This window comes from Paenibacillus sp. FSL R7-0179 (assembly GCF_038002265.1).
Lineage (GTDB): Bacteria > Bacillota > Bacilli > Paenibacillales > Paenibacillaceae > Paenibacillus_AQ.
This window is the reverse complement of record NZ_JBBOCC010000002.1, coordinates 1746183-1762804: the sequence shown is the minus strand read 5'-3', so window position 1 is coordinate 1762804 and position 16622 is coordinate 1746183. Positions and strand designations below refer to the sequence as shown.

Genomic DNA, 16622 nt, shown 5'->3' with positions numbered 1-16622 from the left:
CCACTCACCTTTGTACGGATTTTTGCAACAGGTCTGCCAGCGCTTCCTCTACCTCTGCGGCAAGCTCATCCGACTTGCGGTCCGGGTCCTGCACCCGCTGCAATGCTTCTTCGCGGCTGATGATTCCCTGCCTGACCAGCATGCTCATCTCAAAATCGTAAGGATGGAAGTGATATGTCTCACAATGCTTTTTGATTCCCAGTGAATTGAGCTTACAGTTCGTCGAATTCGGGTCGACATCCGTTGGCTTTCTCCATCCTAATGCTCTGATCTCCTGATAGATCACGTTCTCGTCATATCCGATGATCGGAAAGATATTGATCACATAAGGAAATGGCTTCGTCTTATACTCTGCCGGAGTCAGCATGAGCAGGTCATACAAGCTGTCATTCCCGATCTGCTCGACCAGAGGCTTGAACAGGTTTTTCCGCAGCCCGAAAGGAATCTTGTTGTCCTGATAAATCAGTTCACTCTCAGACTGGATCAATTGCCCCGGGCTGTTGCCCAGCATGACCATGGGAATGTGCTTCTCAATAGCTACTCTCAACGCCATTGTCGATACCATACGGATACAAGAGATGCAGATTCCGCTTCCGAACTTGGTGAGATGATCGGGGTAGATATGAGGGACGCAGCTTTCGGCGAACATCTGATTTAAGGAGCCTTGTCCCGGCTTTACGATCAGATGATCTACATTCAGTGTATTCAGTACTGTGCGCATATTCTGGAAGGAAGTCTCTGACATAAAGCCGTTGTCGAATGTAACGGCCAGTATGGAAAGCTGATAACGTTCTTGCAGGAGTTTAATTAAATAGGTGCTGTCCTTACCGCCACTGTAAGCCACGAGAGCATCATAGCTGCTGCCCTCCAGTGCTTTGCTGACCTGAATGATGTTCTCCAGCTTTTCTTGTATATGCTCTCCCGCTGAAAAGAGGATTTGTCCTTCGGCCTCCTGGCAATAGTGACACACGCCCTCGGAATCAAAATGAATCTCCGGGAATGTCTCAGGTAATATACATCTCACACAGCGTTTCATGTAATAGCCCTCCCTTACCTGTATGCCAGTCCTCATAACTCAGACCGGTTAATCTTGAAAGTAGCGGTTCTTGGCAGCTCACTCACGAATTCAATGGAGTGAGGCACCATATAATGCGGAAGATGCTGCCTGCTATACTGAATGACTGCTTCCTTACTTAACATGCATTGATTGCCGCTTATGATAAGCGCCTTGATCCGCTCGCCGGATTCCTCAACCCAAATCCCAGTAACAGCCACCTCTTCAATCCCATCCATACGGAGCAGTACTTCCTCAATCTCTTCGGGACTGATGCGAAACCCCATTGACTTTAGCATCATATCCTTACGGCCTGCAAAATACAGATATCCGTCCCCGTCACGCTTTGCCAAATCACCGGTATAAAGCGCCCGGCCGCGAAAGCGGCGTTCATTCTGCTCTGGATTGTTCCAGTAGCCAGGCGAAATGAACGCCCCTTCATGAACGATTTCACCCACTTCGCCCGGGGCGCAATCTTCTCCCTGCTCATCTAAGATTCTTATCGTTACTCCAGGCAGCGGTTTGCCGATAGACGAGGGTTTGCGCTCGAAATCTTCCGGCGGCAGGCAGGTAGAACGGAACGCCTCGGTCGTTCCATACATCATATAGAATCTGGTATTGCTCAGAATCTGTCTGAGCCGCATTAAATCATCATGAGGGAACACTTCCCCGATAATTGACACATACCGCAAATGCGGATATTGATTCCTGGAGAAAGGAGAATGGCGTTGAAGGAGCATCCGCCAGAATGATGGGACCGCATGAAAACCTGTGATGCGCTGGTTCAACATCGTGTTTACAATATCTTGAGGAAACAGCGATTCCTGAAGTACAAGTGTTGCCCCCACGTAAACGGAAGTGAATAGCTGGCTTAACGCTCCGTCGAAGGAAAAGGGGGATACACTGATAATCCGGTCCTCTGAATGATTCTCCAGTACCTGTGCCGAAGTAACGGTAGAGTCAAGGAAGATGCCATGTGTGACAATGATTCCTTTCGGCTTTCCTGTAGAACCTGAGGTATAAATGATGGCAGCCGGGTCCTCACGGCTAATCCCGCTTACTGGCGTGAAGTGGTCTGGCAGTCCTTCAATAATGTCATGGAAGCCTCCAGGCGTTAACGGGTCCGAGAAGATGGGGACAACCTCCGCAGGCTCCCCGCTTTTTAAATCCGACTTATTCCATATACCCTTCTTGGATTCATGCAGAAAGAGCAGCTTCATCCCGCAATCCCGGATGATATGCGCCAATTGCTCCTCCTTGAAATGCGGATTAAGATGAACAAATACAACTCCAGCCTTCATCGCACCAAAGATTACTAGCACTTCTTCAACACATTTTGTTGAGAAGATACCGACCCGGTCTCCTTTTTCCACACCCATAGACACCAGGAAACGGGCAACCCGATTTGATGCCTCCTCCACTTCACGATAGGTGTAGTGCCGTTCAGCCGCATAGAAGCCCGGCTTGTCCGGAGTTTCTTCCGCCGTCTTAGTGAGGGCCTCATGGATGAACATCCCGTTACTGCTCCTTGGTCTTTCTTTCGACAAGGCTAACCAGACCATCAATCGTACCAAAATGATGCATATCCACGTCCTCATCCGACAGTTCAATGCCAAAATTGTTTTCCAGATAGGAAATGATATCTAGCACATCCAGGGAAGTTAGCAGGCCAAGCTCAAACAGATTCGCAGAGCGGTCCTGTATATCCTCATTTGTGATCTTTTGAATATAAGCCGAAACATCTTCCAGTAATACGTTATTCATGGTTACACCATCCTCCAGATAGGTTTTTAAGATTTAAGTGTCAAGCTTTTCCCCTTCACATACTCCGTAATCCTTGGAATAATCTTCTCTAACTCTCCTACAAATCCATAAGAAGCATATTGAAAAATAGGAGCGTTGCGGTCAGTATTGATTGCGATTACAGTTGCGGACTTCTCCATCCCTACGATGTGCTGCAGGGCGCCGGAGATTCCGCAGGCAATGTAGACACGTGGTTTAACCACTTTACCGGACTGTCCAATCTGATGCGATACATCCAGCCAGCCGGCTTCGACAACAGCCCGGGTCGCCCCGACCTTGGCGCCAAGCGCTTCCGCCAGCGACAGAATTATCGGGAGATTCTCAGCCTTGCCGATCCCGCGGCCTACGGCCACAATAACATCCGAGTCTGTAAAGTCGCTTAACCAACGCTCAATCTTCCGAACCTCCAATACTTCATAGAACGACTGAGAAGTAGATATATGACCAGACCAATTCTTCAGTTGTCCGCAGAAGCCTTCGATCTGCTCCGCTGGCTCAAAAGCACCTTCTTTCAAAGTCGCCATTTGCGGTCTGTGCTGTGGCATATGAATACTCGCCATTACCGAACCGCCAAATGCTGTTCTCGTTGCCACCAGCGTACCCTGCACGCTATCGAGATGAACATCAATACAATCGGCACACAATCCGGTATGCAGTCTTGCCGCAACGCCGGCCATGATGGAACGCGCATGCCTTAGTCCTCCTGCCAAGACAATTTCAGGCTTCATAATCCCTAACAATTCAGCAATCCATTGAATGCGAAGATCCTCGGCGTAATAGCCAATACCTTGCTGTTCCACGAACCATAGCTCGTCCACACCATACCGGGCGAACTCGCTGGCAAGCTCATGTGTATGCTCACCGATAAGAATGGCATAGATTTTCAGATCACTTTGCGCCTGCAGCCGCCTCGCAGCTCCAATGACTTGAAGAGCGGATAAGGATAGTTTGTCATCACGGGATTCGAGATACAGGCAGATGCCTTTACATTCTTGCCCTGAGCTTGTCTGCATCCCAGCATCTTGTTCGTCCTGCTCATTGAAGATTGCTTCCATGGGACATGTATCCTTACAGACACCACATTGAAAGCATACAGATTCGTCTATAATCACCCTTCCATCGCTGACAGTAACAGCCTCAAACAAACAGACTGCCTTACACTTCAAACAATAGCTGCACTTGGACTGTATAATCTTCATATGAAATCCCCATCACAATTGCAGTACATGAGATACAACCTCCATAAATTCACTTGGATTACACTCATCAAAAAATTTCGTGGAATTTACTCGCTGGTGATTTTTTTCACAATTAACGGTATGAAGCACTTGGGTTGGCGAGCCTGACTTACCCACATTAGCAGAATTCAGCGGCAGATCTTCAGCTGACCATATCGTTATTTCTGCCCGGGCAGCTGCTATTCTTCCCCGGATAGATGGTATTCGTGGAGTATTGCAGCTTTTTCTTACAGCTAACAATGCAGGAGTGGGCAGCTTAACAACCAGCCTGGACTCTTCGTCTGCTTTTTCAATAAGGACCGATTGGGGATGAAGGGCGTTAATTTTCTCTACTCCGATGATATGCGGAATGCCAAGAAGCTCGGCAATGCCAGGTCCTACCTGCCCCGTCTCCCCGTCAACGGATTGTTCTCCTGTAATAACGATTCCGAAACTGCCCAGCTTCTGTATGCCCGCTGCAAGAATGCAGGAGGTTGCATAGGTGTCAGAGCCGGCAAACTGTGGTGAAGATAATAATACCGCTTCATCTGCGCCCATCCCCAGCAGTTCTCTTAATTGCTCCTCACATTTCCGGGGTCCCATGGACAGGCAAGTAATGTGTCCGCCATATTGTTCCTTCAGACGAAGTGCTTCCTCTAATGCATTTAAGTCATTGGGATTGTTGAGAAGGTGATAAGCCTCCCTGTCAAACTCACTATCTGCACTCGCATGAATATCCGGTACCTGTTTGATGCATACGACGATTTTCATCTAGCCCTCCTCATACTCAAGTTTTGTCTTATGTATAAGCACAAATGATAGATTAACAAATTAAGTAAACTTTGTATCATCAATCCTATCATTAATAAAATTCAAAATCTGTCATTAAATGTCGATTGAAAAATTTTCACTTTTTTATCACAAAACATCCCTCACTATATTGTTGATCATGCTGAAAGTACAAGGTGTATGATTAATTTTGCAGGTATTTAGCAGAGGATGAAGTTGGTTTTTGGTTACGTTGAAGACAGCCACATCATAGTTTATTCTATCGTCATCAATCATACCCGGGCTTCCATCTAACTGCTAGGTGGACCTATTGGAGTCAAATTAACATCTACGGTAACTGCGTTGTTCATGCGACTGTTAAGGAGAGGGAGATTCACTTATCAGGTCGTTTAATAAGTTAGCGAGCGGCGCCTCCGTCTCCGCCACTACTGCTCTTTCCTTGAATAATCCAATGTCTTTGACTCACCTCGAGACCTCCATTTCCGGTAAGATAATCTATTCCGATTTACATGAATCCCGCCAATAAGAGAGAATCTTAAAATCATTGTACGCCTTAAACTTAAGCTTAAAGCAACAGCTTTTTGGAAGCGGTTGATGTTCTTTGGAACGTCAAACAGCCCCCACCTTGTTATTAAGATGAGGGCCAGTATTAGTTACAATCTTCTATCCTCGGCTCAACCGCACCGGCTATACCCGCAATTCCCGCAAGTCTTACACCCCTCAATATTAATCAGCGAGGCGCTGCCGCAGGAGGGGCAGAGATCCCGCGAAGCAGTAGCGTGGCTGTGCGCGTCATGACCGCCGTGGTTATCGTTGGTGGCTGCCGCAGGAACGGTAGATTTCAGCTCAGCGCTCAGCGCCTCATTGAAATCAAGCTCCAGCGTAGCCGCGATAGGTGCTGGGATATGGTCGTCATCGGCATTGTTCAGCACATGGGTCTCCAGGGCCTTGGCTACCGCATCAGCGATGGACTCGACGCGGTTCGCGCCGAAGCCGATAGCGCCAGAGCCGCCGATGCCCTTGAGGTGCTTGATCAGCAGGCCGACCTTCTCGCCGTGGTCGCCGTAGCGCAGGAACAGCGAGCAGACGCGGCCCAGGGCTTCCGCCATGGCGAAGACATCAGAGCCAGCCTTGCCCACGTTCAGGAAGATTTCGGCCGGGATGCCATCAAGGTCATTGATCGTGATATACGCCATGCCGAACGGCGTGTTGATCTTATAGGTCGCTCCGCGCAGCACCTGCGGGCGCTTCTTGTATTGCTTGTCCACTCCGCTGGCCGCCGGCTGTAGACCCGGAGCAGCTTCCATAGTCATTGGCTTTACGGCCACAGTAGCCGGAGCTGCCGATTCGACTTCTTTTTCCACTGTTTCAACTTCTGCCCCAGCATCCTTCTTGTCTTCCTTCTTCGCCGTTTCCAGTACCTGCACATCACGGCTACCATCGCGGTAGATGGTCACGCCTTTACAGCCCAGATCGAAGGCCATCTCATACAGCTCGGCGGTCTCTTCCACCGTGAAGTCGGACGGGCAGTTCGCGGTCTTGGAGATCGAGCTGTCCACCCAGCGTTGGATGGCGGCCTGTGCACGGATATGATCCTTGGCGGACAGGTCCATCGAAGTGACGAAGTATTCCGGCAGCTCCTCTCCCGGATGGGCTTCCAGCCATTCCTGGGCGATCGGCACGAACTGCTCGTCATAGCCGAGACGGCTCTGGCGGAAATATTTGAAGGCGAAATACGGCTCGATGCCTGTAGATGTTCCGACCATAGTTCCAGTGCTGCCTGTAGGAGCCTGGGTAATAACAGTCACGTTGCGCATGCCATGCTTGCGGATCGATTCGCCAACCTCCGGATAGACCTCAGTAATATTCCGCATGAAGCCGCTCTGCAGATATTTGTCGGTGTCAAACGCCTGGAACGAGCCCTTCTCTCCTGCAATCTCAGCCGAAGCCAAATAGGCCTCGCGGGCCATGAAGCCGTAGAGCTTGTCCAGGAACTCCAGCGATTCGGGGCTTCCGTAGCGGATATTCAGCTTAATCATCAGCTCAGCCAGTCCCATGGTGCCGAGGCCTACGCGGCGTTCGAGCTTCTGGTTCGCTTCATTTTCCGGGAAATGATACGGCGTCTTATCGATAACATTGTCCAGGAAGCGGACGGAATACCGGGTTGTTCTCGCCAGATCTGCCCAGTCCACATCATGGTTTTCGGCATCGTAGAACTTGGAAAGATTGACGGCAGACAGGTTGCACACGCCCCAGCCGGGCAGGCCCTGTTCACCGCAAGGATTAGTACATATAATCCGATTGAAATACCAGCTATTAGACATCTGATTATAATACTCCATGAAAACAACGCCCGGCTCTGCCGATTTCCAGGCCGATTCGATAATCGTCTGCCAGATATCGCGCGCTTTGACGGTACGGTAAGGAATGACGCGGCGATTGTCGGCCTTCCATTTATCGAGATCGCCGTCCCACAGGGTGTCGTAATCCGGGTCAGTCGTGTCGGGGAAGACAAGCTCCCAGTCCAGATCCTCCTTCACGGCCTTCATGAAGCTGTTGCTCACGCATACAGACAGGTTGGCGTTCGTCACCTGGCCCATCGTCTGCTTCACAGTAATGAAGTCCAGCACATCCGGGTGCCAGTCGTTAATCATCAGCATCAGCGCGCCGCGGCGGCTGCCGCCCTGTTCAATCAGTCCGGTAGTGTAGCTGAAGAGGCCGCCCCAGGACACAGAGCCGCTGGAGGAACCGTTCACCCCACGGACAATAGCGCGGCGCGGACGCAGCGAGGACAGATTGATGCCAACCCCGCCGCCGCGGGCCATAATCTCGGTCATCTCGGAGAGGGTCTCCATGATGCCGCCACGGCTGTCTTTTGGAGAGGGAATGACATAGCAGTTGAATAACGTAAGCTCTTCGCTTGCTCCGGCGCCAGCCGCAATCCGCCCCCCGGGAACCAGCTTCCAGTCATCCAGAATGGAGCGGAAACGGCTTGTCCACTCCTCCTGAAGCTCGGGCGTCTTCTCTACTGAGGCCATCGCGGCCGCAAGACGGTCCCACATCTCCTCCGGTGTCTTCTCAATGTTCAGCGTCAGCTTCTCGACATCCGACTGCACCAGCTCGCCGCTGCGGGTTCGGACCGTAACGATCCGGCCTGTGCGCTCCACAATTTCACCGACCTCCTTGGTCGGGAACTTCGGATCATCCTTGGTCAGGACCAGCACCACATCGCCTACCTTGGCATTATTGCTGTCCGCGTCCTTCCAGGCGTAACGGTCCAGGAATATTTTCTCGCTCAGACCCTCTAGACGCTTGTTGTGTTCCACTGTACTCAATACCAAAACCTCCCGGGAATGTAATAGTTCATGCTTCCGGCGGCAAGGCAGCCGCAGCCTGCTTGTCCGGCGAAAGCTCCTTTTGTCAATAACAAACTGCCGGATTAAATCCGCATACCGCTAAATTTCATGCTTTTGTAACAATATATGGTGTGCGTTAACTTTTAAACTATACCACATGTTGTGGATAGAGGTCTTTTTTGAAAAAGCAGCCCCAGGCAGGAATAACGGAAAATTGGGAAAAGAAAGGCTCATTTCCTCCCTCTTTCTCGCTTTTTTGCAGGGCACCGGAACTGAAAGCTTTCAAGGCGGATTACAGCGTTCCTCTGTGAATTCCATGCGCCTCTGGTTATGAAATCTCTCTGAAACGAGCATACTACTGCTACGCATTTCGATATGAAACTGCGACGGAGGAGGCTGCAACATGACGCAATTATTCCGCAATTCCTTGCCCCAAGAGAAGGTAACTTCTGCGCCGCTGCTGCCTGTTCCTCTATCTTTTGAGCGTAACTGGCTGCATGATCTGGAATCGAGACTCGATAAAGGCGGGCCGTGGGGCGACTGGCGCTTATCCCGCCTTGCTGTGCAGGGAGAGCAGTCGGGGCTGGTGACCAGCTTCGATGAGCTGCAGTGTATGAAGCATCTGTCCGGGCTGTCTCCCCTTCCCCATCAGCTGGATACGGCGCACAAGGTGCTGTTCGAGATGTCGGGAAGGGCGATTCTGGCCGATGAAGTCGGACTTGGCAAGACCATCGAAGCGGGGCTTGTGCTGAAGGAGTATCTGGTACGCGGGCTGGTGAGCAAAGTTCTGATTCTGGTGCCGGCCTCGCTTGTCCTGCAATGGGTGCGGGAGCTGAATACGAAGTTCGGAATCTCTGCCGTAGCGCAAAAGAAAGCCTATTCCTGGGGCAATGACATTGTCGTCGCCTCGATGGATACAGCCAAGCGTGACCCGCATAAGGAAATGCTGCTGAGCCAGGAGTATGACATGCTGATTATCGACGAAGCCCATAAGCTGAAGAACAAGAAATCGACCAATTATCAGTTCGTACAGCAGCTCCGCAAAAAATATTGCCTGCTGCTCACCGCCACCCCCGTGCAGAACGATCTCGGCGAGCTGTTCAATCTGATTACGCTGCTCAAGCCGGGTCAGCTCGGGAATCAGGGCGATTTTGCTGCCAATTTTGTGGTGGATAAGCGTCAGCCCAAGAATGAGGTTCAGCTCCGGGGCGAGCTGTCCAAGGTCATGATCCGCAACCGCCGGGGCGAAGGCCCGGTGAATTTCACCAAGCGCAAGGTGCGCAATATCCCCCTCACCCTCTCCGCAGAGGAGAAGGCGCTGTATGATGGCGTGACCGCTTTTGTCAAAGAACAGTATCAGGAGGCAGGCGGTAATCTCAGCAGTATGCTCTCCCTGGTCACGCTTCAGCGCGAGGTGTGCAGCAGCCGGGATGCGGTGTTCGTTACGCTGGTGAATCTGATCAAGAAGCTGCCTGCCGATTCGCCGAAGCGTGAGCGGATGATGGGGCTGCTCCAGACGATCCGTACGGTCAAGACGAATACCAAGGCGGAGAAGACGATGGAGTTAATCCGCGATATGAACGAGAAGGTGATCGTCTTCACGGAATACCGGGCCACGCAGGAGTATCTGCTTCAGTATTTCCGTGATCATGGACTGCAATGTGTAACGTACTCGGGCGGGATGAACCGCGGCAAAAAAGACTGGATGATGGACCTCTTCCGCGGACGCGCCCAGGTGATGATTGCCACCGAAGCCGGCGGCGAAGGGATCAACCTGCAGTTCTGCCACCATATGATCAATTTCGATCTGCCGTGGAACCCGATGCGGGTCGAGCAGCGGATCGGCCGGGTCCACCGGCTCGGTCAGGAGAATGATGTGGTCATCTATAACCTCTCCACCGAAGGGACGATTGAAGAGCATATCCTCCACCTGCTGCATGAGAAAATCAACATGTTCGAGATGGTCATCGGCGGGCTGGATGTCATTCTGGAGCGCTTCGAGCAGAAGGGCTCGCTTGAGAAAAGCCTGTACAAAATCGTGCTCGAAGCGGGCAGCGACGAGGAGCTGCGCAGCGGGCTGGATTCGATCGGCGATTCGCTCAGTGAGCTGACCCACGCGGGGCTGGATGATAGCGGGGTGCTGGGCTGATGCTGACGCCTACAGAGGTGCGCAAGCAGGTCATGGATTATCTGGAAGCGACCGAATGCACCATTCTTGAATCCTCTCCGCTGCATGTGACGGTGAAGCTCTCCCCGCGCGCGGACCGGATGCTGACGGACCGCCCTTATTATTGGGGCTTCGTGGAGCGCACGGGCGTAGATCCCGAGACCCTGTCCTTCAGCTTCGTTTTCGACCCGCAGAAGTACGATGAACTGGCCGCGCAGGCCGCTGCGCCTGCGGCCCGCCCGCGCGGCGGGGCCAGCCGCCCGGCAGGGGCGGGAGCGCCGCCGGGTCTGGCCGGGGCAGCGGATGCCGAAGCTGCTGCGGAGCCGCTTGGCGCAGCGCAGGCGCAGGGAGCGGCGCTGCCGCCCGGGGTATCGGCTGCGCCGGAGGACAGCATCCTCGCGCGGTACTTCGGCATCGTCCCAGCGCTGCCGCGCCTCGGACCGGGCATGATCCGCCGCGAGGACGTAACCTACGGCAGCAAGCGCCTGCGGCAGATCTGGTCGGCGGCGCGGGACGAAGGCCGGTGCCTACAGCTGTTCGAGGACCCTGGCCTCAGGCAGCGGACCACCCTGTTCTCGGCCGCCTACGAGCCGTGGCTGGCGGTCTGCTACAAGGTCGAGATGAGCTGTGACCTGAAGCGCGAGGAGCTGCACTTCATCGCGGTCTCTTTGACCACCGGGCTGATCGTTCCGGACTTCGAGGCCCGGCTGGCCGGCAAGGAGCTGACGCCGCGGCTGCCGGAGAACATTCATGTCCAGCCGTTCGAGCTGGGGATAACGGACGGGGCCGACCGGCTGGAGGGATATCTGACCTCGAAGCTGGCACTGCTGGATTACACCTGGGCGGAAGAAGCCCGCGAACGGCTGGAGCTGGAGCTTAGCATCGTGGACATCTACTACGCAGAACTGCTCAAGGAGCAGGATGAGGAGAAGCGCCTCGCCGTAGAGGAGCAGTTCAACCGCCGCCGCCAGGAGACCTCGTGGCAGTATGAGCCGCAGATTGCAGTTTCTGCCGTCACTTACGGATTGTTTCATCTGCGCAGCACATAGAATGTGACCCCGTCCGCTAAAAGCAGGCAAAAAAACAGCGAAACTCCCGCCGCCCGGCGCGACAGCAAGCAACAGCCTTTTCAGGGCTTGTCCCCTACAATGAACAATAAGAAGCGTAAATTCCCTCAAGAACAGGAAAGGTGACTGAACCTATGAATATCACTGCGAGGCAAAAGAGCTCCCGGCGGCGTGGCCGCCTGCTCCTCTGTCTGATTCTTGGACTGACTCTGCTGGCTGCCAGCGCATCCTCTCCTCAGGCACTAGCATCACAAGCCAGCCGGACGACCGTGATGCAGGCCGTTACGCAGGAGGTTCTTCCGGGACTTGAAATGAAGCCGATTCCAGCGCCGGAAACGCTGAAGGCCTTCACCCGGCAGACGATGAATCAGCTCTCGGCGAATGCTCCTTTTAAGGAATGGAAGGATGCCGGCACGGAGGTCTACCCTCTTGGTCCGGGAACACGGAGTTGGCTGGTCAATGTAATGAGCAGCGGACAGCGGATCGGCTATCTCATTATCTCCGCTGCGGATCAGGGCGGCTATCTGCTTAGCGAATACGGAGCCGGAACCGATGGCCTCCCTTATAGTATGACTGAACTGCGCCAGTATCTGGTGCAGCAAGGACTGATACCCTCTAATTCTTATGGTGCCATCGGGGTTAAAGCGCTCTATGCTCCAATGCTGCCTGTCTGGAAAATCACTACGGATAACAGAACGCTGTATCTGAATGCTGCCGTTCTGGAGCTGCTGCCCTGGAGTCAGAGCCAGGCTGAGCCTATTCTTAATGCTGCACCGGATGACTCAGCCATGCTGGCCTCCGGTCCGGGCCAGGCACGCACTCCCCAGCCTGCTCTGCGGAGCGGCGGAGAGGATGACCCGTATGCCGACCTCCTGTGGCTGACCGCACCCAGTCTGAAGACGCTGAATGGAGCAAGCCTGAGCGCTCTGCTTCAGGAGCGGGGCAGTCTCGCCTTCCAGTCTTCGGGGCATAACGACACGCTGGGCGCGCCATTCATGATTACAGGCAGCCAGAGCTGGCTGAAGCCAGGCGCTTCCCGGGACCAGGGAAGCACCGAAGCAGCCGTGGTCTATGCCGCTTCCGGTCCAGGCGGCATCCGCTACCTCCCGCTTACCGCTCTACAGAAGGCCGGAACCTTCCACAAGCTGCCGGTACCGCTGCCCGGAGGAACGACGCTGGGCTCGGCTGTTCTGCCCGGTTCAAGCCGGTAGACTGGCGGCACTGGCAGAATTCCTGCTCCACACTGAAACAGCCTTCCCGAGTGCCGTCTGTACGGCACCGCTTGGGAAGGCTGTTTGCTTATGCACCTGATTCACACTCAACGCCCGCCACGGCTCCATTTGCTGCGCCACACGGACCAGGCGAGCGGTAGCGTGCCGAACCATTTTTCCGCCCATGGCTGCTTCTCTGCCTTCCGTCTGGCATGGACAGCCCGAGGGTTCTCAATGTAGACGACTACCTTCTCCGTAATATACTTCACCAGATCATCTCCGCCGGATGCCATCTCGTACACCTCCCAGGTGAGTGCTTGGCGGGTTCCCGCCCCTTGATCTTATACCTATAGTGTGCTCCAATCCTCAGATCTCTAAACCGGAATCCGAAGGTTCGTATGATTTGGGCTGTTAAGGCACAATCTAACAAGACTACACCTGTATAAACCGTCATTAAGTACAAGTAACAGTTGATTATTCCGGCAAGGAGGTTATTCACTTGAGAAAAGCATTGGAGTCCCTTACCGCTACACATTCCCATCATTTAAAAGAGCAGGCCCCGCTGAGATCCCGGCACCGGCTGCAAAAGATCATAGCCGCAGCAAGCGTTCTGCTCATGCTAACAGCAGGCAACCCCGCAGTAATCCATGCGGCTGCCCCCCGTACTAATCCGCAGGCGGAGCTTCCCGGACACCGCCAGCATATGCTCGGCCATGACCAGCGGATCATTCTGATTGATGCCGGGCATGGAGGGATAGACGGCGGAACCTCTTATGGCAGCATTCTGGAGAAGGACATCACCCTCGCCATCTCACGCCGTCTCTTCCTCCTGTTGCGTGCGGACGGCTTCGATACGATCCTGAACCGGACCGGCGATTATGCGCCCAGCGATGAGAATCTGTGGCTGCGCAGCAGATCCCGGCATTTGCGCGATCTGGCCCAGCGCAAGGAGCTGGCAGAGACGCTTCCGGCCAATGTCGTGGTCAGTATCCATATTAACTGGGCGAAATCTCCGTCCAAGCATGGTCCGCTCGTCCTGTACCGTCAGGAAGGTCGCAGCTTCCTGCTGGCCCGGACCATTCAGGATCAGCTCAACCAGCTCTACGGGATGAAGAATGATCCTGTCCGGGGCAAGCCCTTCTACCTGCTCAACAAAATAACCGCCACAACGGTGATCGTTGAGGCGGGATTTGTCAGCAGTCCGGCTGACCGGGAGAAGCTCTGTACACCGAAGGGCCAGGAAGAGATCGCCGAAGCCATTGCGAACGGGATCGCTGCCTACCTTATGGAAGTGTAAGCCGGGAATTCCACTTCCATTCCTCGCGGACCAGATCGGAGATGCCGACGAATTGCACCTTGTCCTTCATTCCGGCAATGCCGCTGCGAATGCCCGCGGCGGTCTCTTTGCCCTGGATGCCGACATGACCGATGGTGACGCAGAACTTTTGGCTCAAGGCCCGCTCCTGCACAAGCTTCATCTGCTTAGCTACATGGCTTGCCGAATGCACATCATCCAGGAAGATATGATTCTCCACCGGCGGCATGCCCAGCTCACGGGCCATCCGTCCCGCAACTGAACGGTAGTTGGTATGGCTGTCTACGAAGAATAGCCCGCGCTCCTTGCAGACCGCAAGCACGATACCCATGACCCGTTCATCTCCGGTCACCTTGGAGCCCATATGATTGTTGATGCCGATCGCGTAAGGCACATTATCGAGTGCAGCCTCCACCCGCCCCCGGACCTCAGCATCATTCATACTGGTCAGCACGGCCCCTGGCCCCAGCCACTCCGGCTTGCCCTGGCGCGGCTCCATCGGCAGATGGACCAGCACATCGAAGCCCAGCTCATGGGCGCGCCGGGCATCCTGCTCACTGGAGCGCAGGAACGGCATGACTGCGACGGTGATTTTGACGGGCAGGTTGAACATTTCCTCTGTCCCGCGCATGCTGTTGCCGAAATCGTCGATAATGACCGCCACACGGCTGAGTGCCTGCTGCTGTTCCCCAGTTGCCAGGTTGCCCGATGCGTTGTCCCTGCTGCTGTCTGCTGGTGCGGATGCTGAAGCTGTCTTGTCTGCTAATGCAACAGACACCCCATGCGGTGGGATCAGCGCCGCCGACATAATCAGCACTGCGGCCAAAGGATACAGAAGGACACGCTTCACTCTGTGATTGCTTATCTTCAAGATGGAACACCTCCTTCGTGATTCAACAATTGTTCTCATTGTTTGGCTCATGAAGGTTAAATATGTACGGAGCGCTTACGCAATTATTAACAATGGGATGCGTATACGGCACGGGCGGCCTGTCAGCATCTAAGCCACTCCTCCAGCTCCGCGTTTGTCAGCGTCAAGCATCGCCTTCAGCACCTGCTGCGGTGTTACGGCAAACGGCATATTGCTCATCGGACTATTCTCCAGGTTACAGCTGGCCTCAGCAGCCAGCAGCAGCCGGTCCTGCTCCACACCGGCCAATCCCATAGCCGCCAAGGTCACAGGCAGACCAGCCATCCGGCAGAATTCCACGACTCTGGCAATCTCGGTCTCTTCCGCACCCTCCAGGATCAGCTGCACCAGTGTAGCAAAAGCCACCTTTTCCCCGTGCAGCACGTGCTTGCACTCTTCCAACAGCGTCAGTCCGTTATGAATAGCATGGGCGGCGGCCAAGCCTCCGCTCTCGAATCCGATCCCGCTGAGATAGATATTCGCTTCAACGATGTGATGAACAGCAGCCGTGACAAGGCCCTCACCTGCATCCTTAAGCGCCTGCTGCCCATCCGCAAGCAGCGTATCCAGGCAGGTACGGGCCAGGGCGAGCGCCGCCAGCGACCCGGTCCCTCCGGTGCTGGTTACTGCTCCCGACCGGCTGCAAGCCCGGGCTTCATAATAGGTGGATAAAGCGTCGCCCATCCCGGCGGCCAGCAATCTTACGGGAGCACCTGCAATGATCGCCACATCTGCAACGACCAGATCCGGGCTGCGGCGCAGCGGGAGATACCGGTCGAACGCTCCCGATTCGCTGTACAGAACAGCCAAGGCGCTGCAAGGTGCATCTGTCGAAGCGACGGTCGGCACCAGCATCACCGGCAGATTAGCGAAATGGCTGACGGCCTTTGCTGTATCCAGGGTTTTGCCGCCGCCAATGCCTACGATAGTCCCCACCTGTCCCCTATCCAGCTCAGCTACCATCTGCTCCACCTGCTCCAGGCTGCACTCCCCTTGGAATTCACGCAGCATCAAGGGAAGCTGCTCGGCCGCGAAGCCATCCTTAATCTCTTGCCCATACCTTGAAAGGATATAAGGATCAACTATGGCATACGCTCCTTTATCCCCCATTTGTAGACAGTAACTGCCCAGTCTGGCAATCTCTCCGCTGCCCTGAATATATTTTGACGGTGAATAAATGATCTGCGGCATCAATGAATCCCTCCTGCTTCTCCTGATCCCTCACACTTTAGCTTTGGCTTTACGTCCGCTTGGCATCTGCTTGCGGTCTCCGGTCAGCTCGCAGGTCTGCGGGCCCAGATTACCCTGATCGATTTTGACGTCAATGAAATCTACAATTTGCTGCAGCGATGCGATTTGCTCAACAATCTTCTGCCTGTGCTCCATGATCATCACTTGCAGCTCGGGATACTGAGACAGGTCCGCATCCAGAGACAAATCAAGATAAGGCCGCATGTCGTCCAGCGACATCCCCGTTTTTTTGAGGCATGTCACCAGCTGCATCCGGCTCAGGTCCGAATCGCTATAAATGCGGTGGCTGTTCCCCTTGCGCTTCGCCCGGGGCAGCAGCCCAATCTTCTCGTAATATCTTATCGTATCCCCGGACATTCCAGTCCGCTCCGCCGTTTCCTTAATCGAATATCCCTGCTGAAGATCCGTTTCCGCCAGACTCATAGAATCACTCCGTTTCACTGGTCTAATCGTGCCTTCGTTCTATTATATGACTTGGAGCC

At 54.1% G+C, this 16622-nt stretch carries 14 protein-coding genes; 4 read left to right on the top strand and 10 right to left on the bottom strand.

The annotated features are described in order from the left end of the window. Positions 1–4: 4 nt before the first annotated feature. The 6 genes from MKX63_RS24065 to MKX63_RS24040 form a co-directional block, all read right to left on the bottom strand. Positions 5–1036: a hypothetical protein gene (locus MKX63_RS24065; RefSeq protein ID WP_341020609.1), complete on the bottom strand. Its 1032-nt coding sequence runs from the start codon at positions 1034–1036 to the stop codon at positions 5–7. 32 nt (positions 1037–1068) lie between these two features. After that, entirely contained in the window at positions 1069–2568 is a 1500-nt protein-coding gene (locus MKX63_RS24060; RefSeq protein WP_341020607.1) for an AMP-binding protein, read from the bottom strand. 4 nt (positions 2569–2572) lie between these two features. Further along, on the bottom strand, positions 2573–2818 hold the full coding sequence (locus MKX63_RS24055) for an acyl carrier protein (RefSeq protein WP_341020605.1): 246 nt from the start codon (positions 2816–2818) through the stop codon (positions 2573–2575). 26 nt (positions 2819–2844) lie between these two features. After that, positions 2845–4056, bottom strand: coding sequence for an electron transfer flavoprotein subunit alpha (locus tag MKX63_RS24050; protein ID WP_341020603.1), 1212 nt, complete (start codon positions 4054–4056; stop codon positions 2845–2847). Positions 4057–4068: 12 nt separating this feature from the next. After that, on the bottom strand, positions 4069–4845 hold the full coding sequence (locus MKX63_RS24045) for an electron transfer flavoprotein subunit beta/FixA family protein (RefSeq protein ID WP_341020602.1): 777 nt from the start codon (positions 4843–4845) through the stop codon (positions 4069–4071). A 692-nt stretch (positions 4846–5537) separates the two neighbouring features. Beyond that, positions 5538–8198, bottom strand: coding sequence for an adenosylcobalamin-dependent ribonucleoside-diphosphate reductase (locus tag MKX63_RS24040; protein ID WP_341020601.1), 2661 nt, complete (start codon positions 8196–8198; stop codon positions 5538–5540). A gap of 424 nt (positions 8199–8622) precedes the next feature. On the opposite strand from MKX63_RS24040, the gene MKX63_RS24035 reads away from it, so the two are divergent. The 3 genes from MKX63_RS24035 to MKX63_RS24025 all read left to right on the top strand — a co-directional run bounded on the left by MKX63_RS24035 (position 8623) and on the right by MKX63_RS24025 (position 12664). Further along, complete coding sequence (locus tag MKX63_RS24035) at positions 8623–10368, top strand: DEAD/DEAH box helicase (protein WP_341020600.1); 1746 nt, start codon at positions 8623–8625, stop codon at positions 10366–10368. Then, on the top strand, positions 10365–11435 hold the full coding sequence (locus MKX63_RS24030) for a YqhG family protein (RefSeq protein WP_341023234.1): 1071 nt from the start codon (positions 10365–10367) through the stop codon (positions 11433–11435). The genes MKX63_RS24035 and MKX63_RS24030 overlap by 4 nt, the downstream gene beginning before the upstream one ends. Positions 11436–11587: 152 nt before the next feature. Further along, positions 11588–12664 carry a hypothetical protein gene (locus MKX63_RS24025; RefSeq protein WP_341020597.1) on the top strand — a complete coding sequence of 359 codons (1077 nt, stop codon included), beginning with the start codon at positions 11588–11590 and terminating at the stop codon, positions 12662–12664. Between the two features lie 107 nt (positions 12665–12771). On the opposite strand, the gene MKX63_RS24020 is transcribed toward MKX63_RS24025, so the two are convergent. After that, positions 12772–12957 (bottom strand): YqzE family protein, encoded by a 186-nt coding sequence (locus MKX63_RS24020; protein WP_341020595.1) that lies wholly within the window; start codon positions 12955–12957, stop codon positions 12772–12774. 206 nt (positions 12958–13163) lie between these two features. On the opposite strand from MKX63_RS24020, the gene MKX63_RS24015 reads away from it, so the two are divergent. Continuing rightward, positions 13164–13961 (top strand): N-acetylmuramoyl-L-alanine amidase family protein, encoded by a 798-nt coding sequence (locus MKX63_RS24015; protein ID WP_341020594.1) that lies wholly within the window; start codon positions 13164–13166, stop codon positions 13959–13961. Here MKX63_RS24015 and MKX63_RS24010 read toward each other — a convergent pair. From MKX63_RS24010 to MKX63_RS24000, 3 genes are all read right to left on the bottom strand, one after another. Further along, positions 13948–14850: a divergent polysaccharide deacetylase family protein gene (locus MKX63_RS24010; RefSeq protein WP_341020592.1), complete on the bottom strand. Its 903-nt coding sequence runs from the start codon at positions 14848–14850 to the stop codon at positions 13948–13950. The genes MKX63_RS24015 and MKX63_RS24010 overlap by 14 nt on opposite strands. Before the next feature lie 129 nt (positions 14851–14979). After that, positions 14980–16080 (bottom strand): glycerol dehydrogenase, encoded by a 1101-nt coding sequence (locus MKX63_RS24005; RefSeq protein ID WP_341020590.1) that lies wholly within the window; start codon positions 16078–16080, stop codon positions 14980–14982. Positions 16081–16110: 30 nt separating this feature from the next. Next, the gene (locus MKX63_RS24000; RefSeq protein ID WP_341020588.1) at positions 16111–16563 is read right to left on the bottom strand and encodes a MerR family transcriptional regulator; all 453 of its coding nucleotides are present in this window, start codon (positions 16561–16563) and stop codon (positions 16111–16113) included. Positions 16564–16622 lie beyond the last annotated feature (59 nt).

Coding starts and splice junctions, on each gene's coding strand:
- MKX63_RS24065 (WP_341020609.1), bottom strand. CDS start 1,036: ATGAAACGCTGTGTGAGATGTATATTACCTGAGACATTCCCGGAGATT.
- MKX63_RS24060 (WP_341020607.1), bottom strand. CDS start 2,568: ATGTTCATCCATGAGGCCCTCACTAAGACGGCGGAAGAAACTCCGGAC.
- MKX63_RS24055 (WP_341020605.1), bottom strand. CDS start 2,818: ATGAATAACGTATTACTGGAAGATGTTTCGGCTTATATTCAAAAGATC.
- MKX63_RS24050 (WP_341020603.1), bottom strand. CDS start 4,056: ATGAAGATTATACAGTCCAAGTGCAGCTATTGTTTGAAGTGTAAGGCA.
- MKX63_RS24045 (WP_341020602.1), bottom strand. CDS start 4,845: ATGAAAATCGTCGTATGCATCAAACAGGTACCGGATATTCATGCGAGT.
- MKX63_RS24035 (WP_341020600.1), top strand. CDS start 8,623: ATGACGCAATTATTCCGCAATTCCTTGCCCCAAGAGAAGGTAACTTCT.
- MKX63_RS24025 (WP_341020597.1), top strand. CDS start 11,588: ATGAATATCACTGCGAGGCAAAAGAGCTCCCGGCGGCGTGGCCGCCTG.
- MKX63_RS24020 (WP_341020595.1), bottom strand. CDS start 12,957: ATGGCATCCGGCGGAGATGATCTGGTGAAGTATATTACGGAGAAGGTA.
- MKX63_RS24005 (WP_341020590.1), bottom strand. CDS start 16,080: ATGCCGCAGATCATTTATTCACCGTCAAAATATATTCAGGGCAGCGGA.
- MKX63_RS24000 (WP_341020588.1), bottom strand. CDS start 16,563: ATGAGTCTGGCGGAAACGGATCTTCAGCAGGGATATTCGATTAAGGAA.